The organism is Pantoea sp. B65 (assembly GCF_047308185.1).
Taxonomy (GTDB): Bacteria; Pseudomonadota; Gammaproteobacteria; order Enterobacterales; family Enterobacteriaceae; genus Erwinia.
The window spans coordinates 279,418-294,589 of record NZ_JAHXPU010000045.1; the positions used below are offsets into that span (position 1 = coordinate 279,418).

Annotated in this window: 12 protein-coding genes; 3 read left to right on the forward strand and 9 right to left on the reverse strand. The window is 54.7% G+C overall.

The genetic code is table 11. The annotated features are described in order from the left end of the window. Positions 1 to 44: 44 nt before the first annotated feature. On the reverse strand, positions 45 to 1,346 hold the full coding sequence (gene rstB, locus JWF83_RS25385; RefSeq protein ID WP_413653272.1) for a two-component system sensor histidine kinase RstB: 1,302 nt from the start codon (positions 1,344 to 1,346) through the stop codon (positions 45 to 47). Then, positions 1,343 to 2,074, reverse strand: coding sequence for a two-component system response regulator RstA (rstA, locus tag JWF83_RS25390; protein ID WP_413653273.1), 732 nt, complete (start codon positions 2,072 to 2,074; stop codon positions 1,343 to 1,345). Before rstA ends, rstB begins: the two co-directional genes overlap by 4 nt. 250 nt (positions 2,075 to 2,324) lie before the next feature. Between rstA and JWF83_RS25395 the strand changes: the two genes are divergently transcribed. Then, positions 2,325 to 2,738, forward strand: coding sequence for a hypothetical protein (locus JWF83_RS25395; protein ID WP_413653274.1), 414 nt, complete (start codon positions 2,325 to 2,327; stop codon positions 2,736 to 2,738). Between the two features lie 33 nt (positions 2,739 to 2,771). Here the strand turns inward: JWF83_RS25395 and JWF83_RS25400 are convergent, their stop codons facing one another. Beyond that, positions 2,772 to 4,163: an amino acid permease gene (locus tag JWF83_RS25400; protein ID WP_413653276.1), complete on the reverse strand. Its 1,392-nt coding sequence runs from the start codon at positions 4,161 to 4,163 to the stop codon at positions 2,772 to 2,774. Positions 4,164 to 4,373: 210 nt separating this feature from the next. Continuing rightward, positions 4,374 to 5,327 (reverse strand): DUF1471 family protein YdgH, encoded by a 954-nt coding sequence (ydgH, locus tag JWF83_RS25405; protein ID WP_413653277.1) that lies wholly within the window; start codon positions 5,325 to 5,327, stop codon positions 4,374 to 4,376. Positions 5,328 to 5,907: 580 nt separating this feature from the next. On the opposite strand from ydgH, the gene pntA reads away from it, so the two are divergent. Further along, the gene (gene pntA, locus JWF83_RS25410) at positions 5,908 to 7,440 is read left to right on the forward strand and encodes a Re/Si-specific NAD(P)(+) transhydrogenase subunit alpha (RefSeq protein ID WP_413653278.1); all 1,533 of its coding nucleotides are present in this window, start codon (positions 5,908 to 5,910) and stop codon (positions 7,438 to 7,440) included. Between the two features lie 11 nt (positions 7,441 to 7,451). Further along, complete coding sequence (gene pntB / locus JWF83_RS25415) at positions 7,452 to 8,840, forward strand: Re/Si-specific NAD(P)(+) transhydrogenase subunit beta (protein WP_413653279.1); 1,389 nt, start codon at positions 7,452 to 7,454, stop codon at positions 8,838 to 8,840. A 78-nt stretch (positions 8,841 to 8,918) separates the two neighbouring features. Here pntB and uspE read toward each other — a convergent pair whose 3' ends face one another. From uspE to dalD, 5 genes are all read right to left on the reverse strand, one after another. Beyond that, entirely contained in the window at positions 8,919 to 9,869 is a 951-nt protein-coding gene (gene uspE / locus JWF83_RS25420; protein WP_413653280.1) for a universal stress protein UspE, read from the reverse strand. 129 nt (positions 9,870 to 9,998) lie between these two features. Then, a complete protein-coding gene (fnr, locus tag JWF83_RS25425; protein ID WP_413653541.1) occupies positions 9,999 to 10,742 on the reverse strand; it encodes a fumarate/nitrate reduction transcriptional regulator Fnr in 744 nt (247 codons plus the stop codon). 150 nt (positions 10,743 to 10,892) lie between these two features. Then, positions 10,893 to 12,185, reverse strand: coding sequence for an MFS transporter (locus tag JWF83_RS25430; protein WP_413653281.1), 1,293 nt, complete (start codon positions 12,183 to 12,185; stop codon positions 10,893 to 10,895). A gap of 56 nt (positions 12,186 to 12,241) precedes the next feature. Continuing rightward, complete coding sequence (gene xylB / locus JWF83_RS25435) at positions 12,242 to 13,702, reverse strand: xylulokinase (protein ID WP_413653282.1); 1,461 nt, start codon at positions 13,700 to 13,702, stop codon at positions 12,242 to 12,244. Between the two features lie 10 nt (positions 13,703 to 13,712). Next, entirely contained in the window at positions 13,713 to 15,107 is a 1,395-nt protein-coding gene (gene dalD / locus JWF83_RS25440) for a D-arabinitol 4-dehydrogenase (RefSeq protein ID WP_413653284.1), read from the reverse strand. Positions 15,108 to 15,172 lie beyond the last annotated feature (65 nt).

Here is a 15,172-nt window from a genome sequence, read left to right on the forward strand (position 1 = left end):
CCCCCTGAGTACGATAAAGGCCGGATAACCGGCCTTCACGACAATTATGCTGACGCTATTGCGGGTAATGGTAATTCAACCGGCCAGCAAAAGCGAACGCTGGCGCCGCCGAGGGCGCTGCTGTCGATAATCACATAGCCGTCCAGCGCCAGCGCAATGGAATGGACAATCGCCAGGCCTAAACCGCAGCCGCCGGTGGCACGGTCGCGACTGGGATCGAGGCGGACAAAAGGTTCAAATACCCGTTGCCGTTCCTCCAGCGGAATACCCGGGCCATCATCTTCCACCTGTAAACAGGCGGTACTGCCATCGAACCACAGGCCGACGCGCAACTGCCGATCCGCATAGCGCAGGGCGTTATTCACCAGATTATCCAGTACGCGCTCCATCAGCCGCGCATCGGCAAGACCGACATTTTCGCGCTGTGGCGTATCAAGGGTAATCTGATGTTCAGGGTGCAGCGGACGAATATCATCCAGCCGCTCTTTCAGCCACTCGGCCAGATCAAACTGGCGCAGCGTCAAATCGACTTTGGGACGATCAAGACGGGCATAGGTCAGCAGCTCTTCAATCAGTGCTTCAAGCTGGCCAATATCACGGTTTAGCGCGCCGGACTCCGCAGGCGTCAGATTATCACTCATTTCCAGACGATAACGCAGGCGCACCAGCGGTGTTCGCAACTCATGGGCGATACCGTCGATCAGCTGCTTCTTACTGGCGACCAGCGTATTTATATTGTCGGCCATCTGATTAAAGGCCACACCGAGGCGCACCAGGCTGGAAGCGCTATCAAAATGGATGCGTTCATCAAGATGTCCCTGGCCTAAGCGCTGGGCGGCGGACTCCAGCTTCAGCATATCCTGCCAGTGCGGGCGCATCCAGATAAACACCGGTAGCGCCAGCGACATGCCGATAAATGCCAGTAGGATAATATCGAGAATACGCATCTGATGTAAAAAGAACAGATAGGGGATCGGTCCGACCACCAGCACATAGTGGCTGCGTGGGATATGCTGCATAAAAGTGTATTCATCATCAATCGCGACAATTTCGCCTGCGCGCAGGCGACGCATTGCCGGCTCATCCAGCTGGATCTTATTTAGCGGCTCAATATGCAGTTTAAATGACAGATTCAGGTCGAGCTTATTGATGGTTTTATTCCAGTCGCGCAGGGGAGTCTCGCGTAGTTCGCTGCGCATCAGATAGAGCGAGCTTTTCATCAGGTCGTCCATCGACTGACGTCCGGCGCGCTCGGCAGTAAATTTATAGACCAGCCCGACCAGCATTGCCATTACCAGAAAGCAGACAAACAGCAGCAGGTAAAACTGGATAAAAAGCTTTCTCATTCGCTGTGGCTTTCCCAGGCGTGTGGTGCAAACAAATAACCTCTATTACGGATGGTTTTGATCCGATAAGGTTCGGTCGCGCTATCGTGCAGCTTTTTACGCAGACGTGAGATGGCGACGTCAATACTGCGATCCAGCCCGTCATAACTTACGCCGCGCAGGGTTTTCAGCAGAGCGTCGCGATTCAGCGTTTGTCCGGCATGGGTGGCCAGTTCCCACAGCAGATCGAAGTCAGCGGTAGACAGTGCGATATTCTCATCAGAAAGCGCCACCTGCCGGTTTACCGGATCGATAAACAGCGTGCCAAAACGCAGCGCTTTATGGCCCGACAACGCCGGAGCAATATCTTCATTACTACTGGTGCTGCTGCCAGCCTGTCGCAGATGCAGGCGTAAACGGGCCAGCAACACCGCCGGCGGGGTGGTTTTCAGAATATAGTCATTGGCGCCCATCTCCAGCGCCAGGATATGGTTCATATCACTGTCGAGGGAGGTGAGTAGTACAATCGGGCCTGTCCAGCGGCTGCGTAGATCGCGGCACAGCGTCATCCCATCTTTACCCGGTAACATAATATCCAGCATCACCAGATCCGGATCGGCGTCAACAATCACCTGCTCAGCACGATCGCCACGGCTTTCGACAATGACATCAATATCATGGCGGCCAAGGTAGGCTGCGATCAGCTCACCGACATCCTGATCATCTTCAACGAATACAATTTTGCTCATAGCGCTGTGCGGCTGTCTGCGGAGACAGCAGCATATCCTTTATTATATGGAACAACGATACCCTAAATCATGCAGGTTACAGGCAAGCGGCATTCAGATGCCACAAGGTACCTGCAACTTAATATGACGGGTGAAACGAACCCGCGCTAAATAACGTAAGATGTATAGTACAGGCACCCTAAAATATGCCATTATATTCGCATGGTTGTTCTGCGTATAAACCATTTTTTTCCATTGGAGGAGATCGAGGGTGTCTGATAAAGAGCTGGCGTCAGCCGGGTACAGTGACCGCATCTGCTTCAACTATATGGATTTTCTCTCCGCTTCCTGCAAAAAACGCTGGAGTTTCGTTGATGCCATCTACGGCGTGATGCCGATCTTCGGCATGGTAACGCGTAAACCTGGCAACCCCCAGCGTGCTCCGGCAGAGCGTCTGAAAGAATTAGCGTTGCAAATTATTTCAACCCAGGTCAGTGATGAAATTAACATTGCGCGGTTGATTACTCTGGCGGAACAGCAACAGATTGATCAACTGGATATTTTGTTGCCTTACCCGCTGTCGACGCAACAACTCGCGACCATTCAACAAGAGTATCGCAAGCCGCTGGCTCTCACTCAGCATGACGACCGTCTCAGCATCCACTTTCTGACGGCCGCCCACTGATAGTACATCAGACTACTGCCCGATCATTTTCGCTCACTTTAGCAATAGCCACAGGGCGGGACAAGCCGCCGCCATTAGCAACGCAATGGCCGCCGACTCGACCCGGCTCAGGCTTTGCTGTGCGCGTCCCCCACGGCGGGCGAACAAAAACAGTAGCAGACCCGGCGCATACAGCACTACCGACAGCAGTAAGTGCAACGGCCCGGAGGCATACAGCAGCCAGATGCCGTAGGCGCAGGCACCCAGCGCGACCAGAGTGACTGCCGGTTTCTTCAGCTTCAGCGACAGTTGCAGCAGATAGGCGCCGACCAGAAAGTAGGGCAGCAGAATCATTTCCGAAGCGATGGTCAGTAGCGAGTTATAGTCGGCGTGGGTCAGCCAGATCAAAATCAGACACAGCTGAATACTGCCGTTGGTCAGCCACAGTGAGGCAGAAGGCGATCCGCGTCGGTTCTGTTTGCTGAGTGAGCGCGGGAAGGCTCCCTGCCGGGCGGCGATAAAGGGGACTTCCGCCGCCATAATGGTCCAGCTCAGCCAGGCGCCGCAGACCGATATAATCAGGCCGACGGCAATCACCACGTCTCCCCAGCCGCCGATTAAGCGCGTCATCAGCCCGGCCATTGACGGGTTGCGCATCTCTGCCAGTTCGGCGCGCGGTACTACGCCGAGGGATAACAGGGTCACCAGCAGATAGACGATCAGGGCGGCAATCACCGCCAGTAGCGTGGCGCGCCCCACATCCTGCTTATTACGCGCCCGCCCGGAGACCACCACCGCACCTTCCACGCCAATAAACACCCACAGGGTGATCAACATGGTGTTTTTCACCTGCTCCCATAGCGGTTTACCCAGCGTCAGCCCGCTAAAATCGACGGCAAAGCGGTCGGCATTAAATACGGCGCTGGCCAGCAGCACAAACAGTCCGAGCGGTAACAGTTTCCCAAGCGTCGCTATCAGATTGATACTGGCGGCGGTCTGCACGCCACGCAATACCAGCCAGTGGATCATCCACAACAGCACTGAAGCACCCAGCACCGCCTGCCAGGTATTACCGTCGCCAAAGACGACCTGACCGGGTGAGTCGGTAAAAAAACTCAGCGCCGAGAACACAATCACCAGGTAGGAGACATTGGCAATTACTGCGCATAGCCAGTAGCCCCAGGCGGAGCAAAAGCCGACCAGTTCACCAAATCCGGCACGCGCATAGCTATAGATACCGCCATCCAGTTCCGGTTTCAGGCGTGTCAGCAGCAGCAGCGCCAGCGATAGCAGCAGAATACCCATGCCGGTAATCAGCCAGCCAATCAGCAACGCTGCGGGGCTGGCAACCGCCGCCATATTTTGCGGCAGGCTAAAGACGCCGGCGCCCAGCATTGAACTGAGCACCAGTGCGGTGAGGGCGGTAAGACCTAATTTTTTATCCAAGAAAGCATCCTGACTGCAGCATAAATAACTAAGTAAGCGGATAGTGGACGAATTTCACCCAGGTGAAGATGGGTTTTATCGTGCGAAATCGCTAAAACGGGCGGCTGATTTTACGGAGTGAGCGGACGGAGTGCAATGAGTGATTATGCAAAAAGAGATACCGATTATTCAGCAATATTCAGGGCAGCATTGCGCTGCCCTGAGGGCGGCTTATTTAAAGATATCAGCGGTGACGGTAACGTTACCGCCACTCTGGTTCTGCCACTGACGGGTGATATGGTAAAACTTAGCGCCTTTCGTCGCGGCACGACGCGCTGCTTCTTCAGACACCTCAGTTGGCGAACTGTAGTGACCGGTAAAAGTAACGGTGTCGAATGGCTGCATCTGCGCGGCAGTGATATTGTTCACTTCCTGAATTGAGGTGCCATCGCTCATCTTCACGGTATAACGCTGACCGGTTGAAGACTGGGTCTCAAAGAAACGGCCGACGTTGTTGCTTGGGGTCTCAGAAGAGGCGACGCCAGGCAGCTCCACTTTTTTCGCTTCTTCACCGCCAGCCGCCAGCGCGGCTTTACCGGCTGCAGAATCCGCCGGGATCAGATCCGGGCTCTGGACTTTACGTTTCGGCGCATCGGCTTTATAGATATAAGCGGTAACGTACTGGTTGCCGCCGCTATTGGCATCAATCTGACGTACAATAAAGAAGGAAGCGGCGCCTTTCTGTTGCGCTGCTTTGGAGATGGCGTCATTCACGTCAGGCTGGCTACGATAGAAGCCGTTCACCGAAACGGTATCGTACGGTTCCAGCAGGAAAGCTTCATTTTTCGGCAGTTCTTTAACACCGTTAAACAGGCGGTAGTGAGTACTGTTATCCGCCGCCGGCGCATCCGCTTTATACAGATCTGCGGTAACGCGCCAGTTGCCGCCATTGCCATTGGTGTCATTAATGGCCTGAATATAGTAGGAGGCGGCGCCAAGGGTGTCGGCACGCGCCGAGACGGCATCACTGGCATCACCAATAGAGTTAAAACGGCCAGAAACCGCAATTCGCTCGAATGGTTTCAGTGAGGCCGCTTTTTCCGGAGAGAGCTCCTGTGCCGCATGTGCGGTTAATGTTGTAAGAGACAACAGGGCCGTCGCCAGAATGGTATTCTTCAGCTTCATAAAAATAATCCTTCGCCTTACGCAAAAAATGAGTACGAAAACGTGCTGGACTCTTGATGTGTAACAGATTAGCTGCCGATTATTGCATGTAATAATGGCTGCTGTCTCAGGCAATTTATGCCATTTCAGCGCGTCAAATCGCCCCATACCTCGGTTAGCTGCAATTATGCCGAAAACAGGCTAAATTCTGACTCCCTTACCACTTATGCCGGTTATTGATATTAGTTAATTAGTTAAAGCTTTGTTAAATAATGCTTTTTACTAGTAGTAAATATGTAATGAAGCGATTTTGCATAGCATATTATGCGCAATTAGCGGTTAAATTCAGTGCCAAAATAGTGGTTTTTCCACTTTCGCCTGAATTTTTATGTGAAACTGGCAGCTATTGCGCGCTGCGTCTGGATCGAGAGACATATTTTCAGTAGGTTATAAACAGTTTGAAACACGTAAGCTACGGTCATAACGGCTGCAGCAAGTTAATCCAAACCATCCATCTCTATCCGAGGTCGCTATTGCTGCGCCTGACACACCATCGCGGCGATATGGGTGACTGAGGGGATAACCGATGAAAGGGAATACTATGTTAATTGGAGTACCGAAAGAGCGGTTGCCCAATGAAGCGCGAGTCGCTGCGACGCCAAAAACCGTCGAACAGCTGTTAAAACTCGGCTTTACTGTGGCAGTCGAAAGCGGCGCAGGTAAGCTGGCCAGCTTTGATGACGCGGCGTTTATTGAGGCCGGCGCGAGTATCACTGATAGCGTTAGTGTCTGGCAATCCGATATCGTTCTGAAGGTCAATGCGCCTGACGACGCAGAGATCGCACTGACCCGTGAAGGGAGTACCTTAGTCAGCTTTATCTGGCCAGCGCAGAACCCGGCGCTGCTGGAGAAACTGGCGGCGCGCAACGTCACCGTTATGTCGATGGATGCGGTACCGCGTATTTCACGTGCGCAATCGCTGGATGCGCTCAGCTCAATGGCCAATATCGCCGGTTACCGCGCGATTGTTGAGGCCGCTCATGAGTTTGGTCGTTTCTTTACCGGGCAGATTACCGCCGCAGGTAAAGTGCCGCCGGCGAAAGTGATGGTGATTGGCGCCGGTGTCGCCGGTCTGGCGGCTATTGGCGCCGCTGGCAGCCTCGGGGCTATCGTCCGTGCTTTCGATACCCGCCCTGAGGTCAAGGAGCAGGTGCAGAGTATGGGCGCCGAGTTCCTCGAACTGGATTTCGAAGAGGAAGCCGGTAGCGGCGACGGTTATGCCAAAGTGATGTCGGAAGCCTTTATTAAGGCGGAGATGGCACTGTTCGCCGCGCAGGCGAAAGAAGTGGATATTATCGTTACCACCGCGCTGATCCCGGGGCGTCCGGCGCCAAAACTGATCACCAGTGAAATGGTTGCGGCAATGAAACCCGGTAGCGTGATTGTCGATCTGGCGGCGCAGACCGGGGGTAACTGCGACCTGACGGTGGCGGACCAGGTGACCACCACGGAAAATGGCGTGAAAATTATCGGTTATACCGATCTGCCAAGCCGTCTGCCAACCCAGTCTTCACAGCTGTATGGCACCAACCTGGTTAACCTGCTGAAGTTGCTGTGCAAAGAGAAAAACGGTGAAATCGTTATCGATTTTGAGGACGTGGTGGTACGTGGCGTTACGGTGATCCGTGATGGCGAAGTAACCTGGCCAGCGCCGCCAATTCAGGTCTCTGCCGCACCGAAAGCCGCCAGCGCGGAGGTGAAAGCCGTAGCGAAAGAGCCGGCGAAACCGGTTTCGCCGCTGCGTAAATATCTGCTGATTGCACTGGCGATTGTTCTGTTTGCCTGCCTGGCGAATGTGGCTCCGGCGGAATTCCTGTCACACTTTACCGTGTTTGCGCTCTCCTGCGTGGTCGGTTACTACGTGGTATGGAATGTCAGCCATGCGCTGCATACCCCGCTGATGTCAGTAACCAACGCCATATCCGGGATTATCGTGGTCGGCGCGGTTCTGCAGATTGGGCATGGCGGCTGGGTGACCTTCCTTGCATTCGTGGCGGTGCTGATTGCCAGCATCAATATCTTCGGTGGGTTCACCGTCACTCAGCGCATGCTGAAAATGTTCCGTAAGAACTAAGGGCTAACAATATGTCTGGCGGATTAGTGACTGCAGCATACATTGTTGCCGCAATTCTGTTTATTTGCAGCCTTGCCGGGCTCTCAAAACATGAGACCTCTAAGCAGGGTAATATTTTTGGCATCAGCGGGATGGCGATTGCGCTCATCGCGACCATCTTCGGACCGGAGACCGGCCATATTGCCTGGATCCTGCTGGCGATGGTGATCGGTGGGGCGATTGGTATTCGTCTGGCCAGAAAAGTCGAAATGACCGAAATGCCAGAGCTGGTGGCGGTGCTGCACAGCTTTGTCGGTCTGGCGGCGGTACTGGTCGGTTTTAACAGCTATCTCGATCATGCACCGGGCCTGCTGCCGGTGATGGAGAATATCCATCTTACCGAAGTGTTCCTCGGTATCTTTATCGGTGCCGTGACCTTTACCGGTTCCATCGTGGCGTTCGGCAAACTGCGCGGCAAGATCTCCTCGCGTCCGCTGATGCTGCCGCACCGCCATAAACTGAACCTGCTGGCGCTGGTGGTCTCATTTGTGCTGCTGCTGGTGTTTGTGCGTTCTGACAGCGCAGGGGTACAGTCGTTTGCACTGCTGGTGATGACGGTGATTGCGCTGGCGTTTGGCTGGCATCTGGTGGCGTCTATCGGCGGTGCCGATATGCCGGTGGTCGTATCGATGCTCAACTCTTACTCCGGTTGGGCGGCAGCGGCGGCGGGCTTTATGCTGAACAACGACCTGCTGATCGTGACTGGCGCACTGGTAGGTTCGTCGGGCGCGATCCTCTCTTACATTATGTGTAAGGCGATGAACCGCTCGTTTATCAGCGTCATTGCCGGCGGCTTTGGTACCGACAGCAGTTCAACCGGTGAAAGCGATGAGGTGGGTGAACATCGTGAAATCAACGCGGAAGAGACGGCGGAAATGCTGAAAGCCTCTTCATCGGTGATTATCACCCCAGGCTACGGTATGGCGGTGGCGCAGGCACAGTATCCGGTGGCGGAAATCACTGAGAAACTGCGCGCGCGTGGCATCAAGGTGCGCTTTGGCATTCATCCGGTTGCCGGACGTTTGCCGGGCCATATGAACGTATTGCTGGCCGAAGCACGCGTGCCGTATGACGTGGTGCTGGAGATGGATGAAATCAACGAAGATTTCGCTGATACCGATACCGTGCTGGTTATTGGCGCCAACGATACGGTTAACCCGGCGGCACAGGAAGATCCACGCAGTCCAATCGCCGGTATGCCGGTGCTGGAAGTGTGGAAAGCGCAAAACGTGGTGGTATTTAAGCGTTCGATGAATACCGGTTATGCCGGGGTGCAAAACCCGCTGTTCTTTAAAGAGAACACCCAGATGTTATTCGGCGATGCCAAAGCCAGTGTCGAAGCGATTCTGAAAGCGTTGTAATAAACAGGGGCGGCTGAATCGCCGCCCCTGAGTAACAGACTGTTGTTCCGCCAGCGCGGTTAAACCCGCGCGGGCAAATCAATCATCCTCATCATCATCCATTTCGACCTGAGTGGTAAATCCATCCGGCTTAATCACCAGCAGGTCGCAGCGCAGGTGATCGATGACCTGCTCTGCGGTATTACCGAGAAACGCTGCGGAAATCCCGGTACGTCCGATGGTGCCAAGCACCACAATACCGGCATCCAGTTGTTCCGCCAGTTCAGGGATCACTTCCTCCGGGAGTCCTTTAGCCACATGGGTAAACTTCTCATCCATGGAAAATTTCTGCCGCAACGCTTTCATTGCCACCAGGTGCTGGCCGCGGATAGCGTCGTTGTAAATGCTGGGGTCAAAATCGGGAAGCTCAATGGCGATATTGATCGGGGTAATCGGATAGGCGCCGACCAGATGCACTTCGGTATGGTTGACCATCCCGGCCAGTTCAACCGTCTCTTTAATCAGTTTCTGATTCAGTAAATCGTGGTGTGGTTCCTCACTGGCCAGATTCACCGCCACCAGTGCTTTACCGCCTTCCGGCCAGGGTTGGTCTTTTACCATCCACACCGGGCAAGGACATTTGCGTAACAGATGCCAGTCGGTGGGGGTGAAAATAACCGCTTCCAGACGATCGTGCTGATGCGCCATTTTCAACACCAGATCGTGTTTACCGCTCAGGACCTCCTGGATAATCGCCTCAAACGGACGGTTATGCCACACCACTTTGATTTCAATATCGACGCCAGCTTCTAAATAAGCATGGGCCTGTTCGCGAATCCACTCGGTGCGTTGGCTGATCACGCCTTTGCGCATATTAGTGCGCTCATCAGGCGACAGCAGGGTGGTCATTTCGTAGGAGAAATCGTAAATAGGCAGAAAGGCTTTGATCTTGCCGCCGATGCGCTGATTGAGGTATACAGCCCGACGTAGCGCAGGCTGGTCATCCTGTTGAGGATCGATCGCCACAAGAATGTTTTGATACTTAACCATACTGGGTTCTCCATACACGACGAGGTGTCAGTGATAAAGATAGCCCAATAGCGGTCGGGGAAGGAAGCAAAAAAGTTGTTGCCGGATCAATAAAATAACAAATATTGACCCGGCACAGAGTCAGCCCAATTAGTGGCTATGGCCCGCCAGTTCAGCGAGAATTTCATGATTTTCGATAGTAATATATTTACCTTTAACCGCCAGCATTCCGCTCTTCTGGAAACGGCCCAGCAAACGGCTAATGGTTTCGACGGTTAAGCCAAGATAATTACCAATATCGCCACGCGTCATGGTCAGACGGAACTCGCGCTGTGAGAAACCGCGCTGGCCGAAACGGCGTGAAAGGTTCCAGATAAAGGCCGCAAGGCGTTCTTCGGCATTTTTCTTCGACAGCAACAGGATCATATCCTGATCGCCTTTGATTTCGCCGCTCATCAGGCGCATCATCTGCTGGCGCAGGCTGGGCATTTTACCGGAGAGATCGTCAAGCGTTTCAAACGGGATTTCACACACCATCGCCGTTTCCAGCGCCTGAGCAAAGCTCGGATGGTGGGCGCTACTGATCGCATCAAAGCCGACCAAATCACCCGCCAGATGGAAGCCGGTAATCTGCTCATCGCCTTGTTCAGTGATGGTGTAACTCTTGATGGTGCCGGAACGAATGGCATACAGGGATTTGAGCTCATCGCCGGCTTTAAAAAGCGTCTGGCCTTTCTGAATCGGTTTCTTGCGCTCAATAATATTATCTAACTGATCCAGTTCGTGTTCATTGAGAGTAAACGGAATGCAAAGCTGGCTGATGCTGCAATCCTGACAGTGGATCGCACAACCGCCAGATTGAATGCGACGAATAACACGTTTTTCAGGGATCATAATATATACGCTCTGACGATAATTGACTGCGGTCAATTTTAACATTTTTCTATCACAGAAAGAAACTCGTCTGAGCAGTTTTAGGCACAGAAAGGTCAGGGATGCCCTGTACTCCAGGCATCCCGTTGGAAATTAGCGGTTTATTTGCTTTCAGGACTTATTATCTACTGCAACCGGAGATGCGTAACCGCTATTTTCGGTTTTATTAGCGATGCGCGCCGGTTGTTCCACTTTTATCATCAGGGTCAAAACACCGGCGACCAGATAGAGTGCGGTGTAAGTCCAGACTACCCCTTTTACATCAAAAAATGGTAATACCAGTGAGGCGATGGCCGGGGCGAGAAAGTTACTCAGACCCGCTGACAGATTATAAATCGAAATCGCCGCCCCTTTGTGTTTGGGTTCCAGTACCGGGAATACCGCGGTCATCGGGACAAACGCCGCCACTGTAATTCCCAGCATTACCGCCGGGATCATCGCCACCCAGTAGTTATGACCAAAAGTCACTGGCAGATAGTAGAACGCCAGACTGGAGATGGCGCAGCCCAGACAGCCGAACCAGCGAACCTGACGGATCCAGCCGATATATTCACCGAGAATGCCCCACATCACATTGGTGAAGATGGTCACAAAGAAGAATACCGCCCAAATCTGCAGCCACTCCGACATGCTAAAGCCGAGACGCCCGACAAACAACAACGGCATGATGACGGCAAAACCAAACAGCGACAGAGTATTAATGATACGAATCAAACAGGCGAGAAAAATATTGCGGTTAGTGAAAAGAATGGTCACCGCGCGCGATAACTCGGTCACTTTTTCGCGGGTGCTCAGCTGCGCTTTTTCGCTGGGAGTGCCGACATTACGCAGCAAAATCATCGCCATCAGGCCGCCAGCCACGACCCAGGCAATGGCAAACCACAGCGTTCCGGTTTCGCCAATAAACGGGATGGTGAAACTTGGCAGATAGCTGCCGATACAACCAATACCGATGGAATACATCGCCCAGAACCAGCCCATTGCTGATGAGAGCTGATGCTTAGGTACCGTTTGCACCACCAGCATCACAAATGAATAGATAAACAGCGGATAAGCCAGACCGCGGATACCATAGAACAGCAGCATCAGCGGATAGTTGCGCATGCCCAGTCCCAGGGTCATAAACAGCACATGCATCACCACCCAGAGCATAAAGCCGATGCGCATCGCGCGCTGCGGGGTGATAATTTCCGCCACCACGCCGGAGCTCCATGCCGCCAGCGCCGCCGCCGCGCCATACATGGTAAACACCAGCGCCGACTGTGACGGCGAGAAGCCTAAATCAGTAATATGTTTGGAAAGAAATGCCATTTCGAAACCGTCGCCGCTCATAAACACCGCAATAGCGACGTAGCCCCAGAATAGCGATTTCGGCAGCCCAAAGAGGCTTTTATCTGCTTGCATAACATTATCCTCTGACTATCAGTGGGCCGGTCGCGCGGGCGACCGGCAGAGAGTGACTACTGGCGCAGCGCGCGCTGCTGTTGGTAGAGCTGACGGAACTGCTGCAGACGCGGCTGTAATTGTTGATGGCGGGTGGCATCAGGCAGATAGCGCTCCAGCTGTGGTGGTTTTTGGCAGACCTGTTGCTCATCACCGCCCACCGCCAGCCAGCCGAGCCGTGCGGCGCCCAGTGCGCCGCCGGCTTCGCCGCCACGATGGGTAATAATCGGCAGATTAAGCACGTCAGCCATCAGTTGCGCCCACCATGGGCTGCGGGCGCCGCCGCCAATCAGCGAACAGCTATTCAGTTCGGTTCCGGCGTCGTTCAGTACTTTTAAGCCATCCGCCATACCGAAGCTGACGCCTTCCAGCACCGCATACGCCAGCGAGGCGCGATGGCTGGCATGGGTTAAGCCATGGAAAGCGCCGCTGGCTTGCGGGTCGTTATGCGGTGTCCGTTCACCGGAAAGATAAGGCAGAAACAGCGGGGCGCGCAGTTGCTCCGCGCGACTGAGCGCCGACACGTCAGCCAGCAGGGTGGTTTCGCTGCAGCTGAGCAGCTCACACAACCAGCGCAGCGCACTGGCGGCGGAAAGCATCACACTCATCTGGTGCCAGCGCTGTGGCAACGCGTGACAGAAGGCGTGCACCGCCGACTGGGGATTGGGACGAAAGCCGTCATTGACCGCAAACAATACCCCGGAGGTGCCAAGCGAAATAAAAGCATCCCCGGGATTAATTGCGCCAATACCGACGGCACTGGCGGCATTATCGCCGCCGCCGCCGGCAATCACCACCTCGTCGCTTAATCCCCACTGGCGGGCAATATCGGCTTTTAATTTGCCCGCCGGTTGAGATCCTTCCACCAGCCGCGGCATCTGCTCCGTCGTCAGGCCGCAGGCCGCCAGCAGGCTTTCCGACCACTGGCGTTGCGCCACATCCAGCCACAGGGTGCCGGCGGCATCGGACATATCACTGATTTTTTCTCCGCTCATCATCCAGCGCAAATAGTCCTTCGGCAGCAGTACCGTGGCGATTTGGCTGAAAATTGCCGGTTCGTGACGCGCCAGCCATAACAGCTTTGGCGCGGTAAAACCGGGCATCGCCAGATTGCCGGCAATCGCGTGTAAATCCGCGGCGGCGGTGGTCAGCTGCTCACACTCGGCGGCGCTGCGCGTGTCGTTCCATAAGATACAGGGACGCAGCACTTCATCCTGCTGTCCGATCAGCACCGCGCCATGCATCTGGCCGGAAAGACCGATAGCCTGAATCTCCGGCCAGCTGGCGCCGATTTTTTGCCGCAGCTGGCTGATCACCTGCTCTGTTGCCTGCCACCATTGCGCCGGGTCCTGTTCTGACCAGTGCGGATGGGGGCGTTGTACCGTTAGTGGTGCGCCGGCGCTGGCGAGTATTTCGCCGTTGCTGTCGATCACCAGCCCTTTAATTTCCGAGGTGCCTGCATCGATTCCGAGATACATGATTCGCCCCTTATTCGCTGACCGGCTGTGGCTGCGCCGCCCATTGCTGCAGCGTGGTGACGGTGCTTTGCAGCAGTTCGGCAAAGCGGGCATCCTCTGCCAGTGGCCCGAATAACGCCGGATCCGCGGCGAATGCCGCCAGCGGCCGGTCGGATGCCAGCAGGCGGTGCAGCGCCACTTCATCGAGCGCGCCATCCTGATAGCTGTAAGGCAGCTCGCCGTGATGCCAGCGCTGTAAAAACAGATAAAACAGCGCCGGCAACACCGCTGTGGCACGCGGTACATCGCCGCGCTGATAGCTCTCTACCAGCGTCGGGGTAATGAAACCGGGGATTTTAGACAGGCCATCGGCGGCGACGCGCTGATTGGTATCCTGAATCCACGGATTAGCAAAGCGCGCCAGAACCACATCGCGATAGGCTTCGAGATCGAGCGGACTTGGGGTGAGTGACGGGATCACATCCTGGGTGACGTACTCCCATGCCATCTCTTTGATGGCCCGGGTTTGGGTACTCTGATGAATAAAAGACTGACCGATTAAGGTGCCCGCCCAGGCAATACAGCTATGGCTGGCGTTAAGAATGCGGATTTTCGCCTCTTCCCACGGCAGCACGGATGTCACCAGCTCAACGCCGACCTTCTCCAGCGCCGGACGCCCGGCAATAAAATCATCCTCAATCACCCACTGGATAAAGGCTTCGCCCATCACCGGCACCGCGTCGCGAAAACCGGTGGCTGCCAGCACGCGCGCGGCGATATCGGCGGTCGGGCGTGGCGTAATGCGATCCACCATGGTATTTGGCGAGGTGGTATGCCCGGTTACCCATGCCAGCAGGCTGGTTTCGCCGCGCAGGCGCAGAAAGGTAAGAAAACCGTGGCGGAAGCGTTCGCCGTTGTGGCGCAGGTTATCGCAGTTAAGCAGCGTCAGCGGATTGCCGTGCGCCGCCATGCGCGCCAGCAGAATCCGTGTCAGCGCGCCATACAGGGTACGCGCTTCGCCGTTAATATCCGCCTGAATATCGGGATGCCGTGGATCGAGCTGATGGTCGGGATCCAGATAGTAGCCGCCTTCGGTAACGGTAAAGGCGATCACTTTGGTGGCCGGGTCACTGCCCTGGGCGATTAATGCGCTGAGCCCGGCATCCCATGGCAGTATCTTTTTGATTGAGGTGATTTTTTCGTAGTTGCGTACGCCTTCCGGCGTTACGGTTTCCAGCGTATATTCACCCTGTTGCGCGGCAAGGCTGTTCAGCAGCGCGGAAGCATCATCACGAATATTGCCAAGGGCGATATGCCAGCGATCATCGCCTTGTTGCAACAGACGATGCAGATACCAGGCCTGATGGGCACGATGGAAGGAACCGGCACCAATATGCATCCAGATATTTGCGCTTGTGTGTGTCATCTCTCTCTCCTGTCTTTTTCATAAAAGAATGAGCAAATGCCCTTTAATCGAGCTTATGCCTGAAG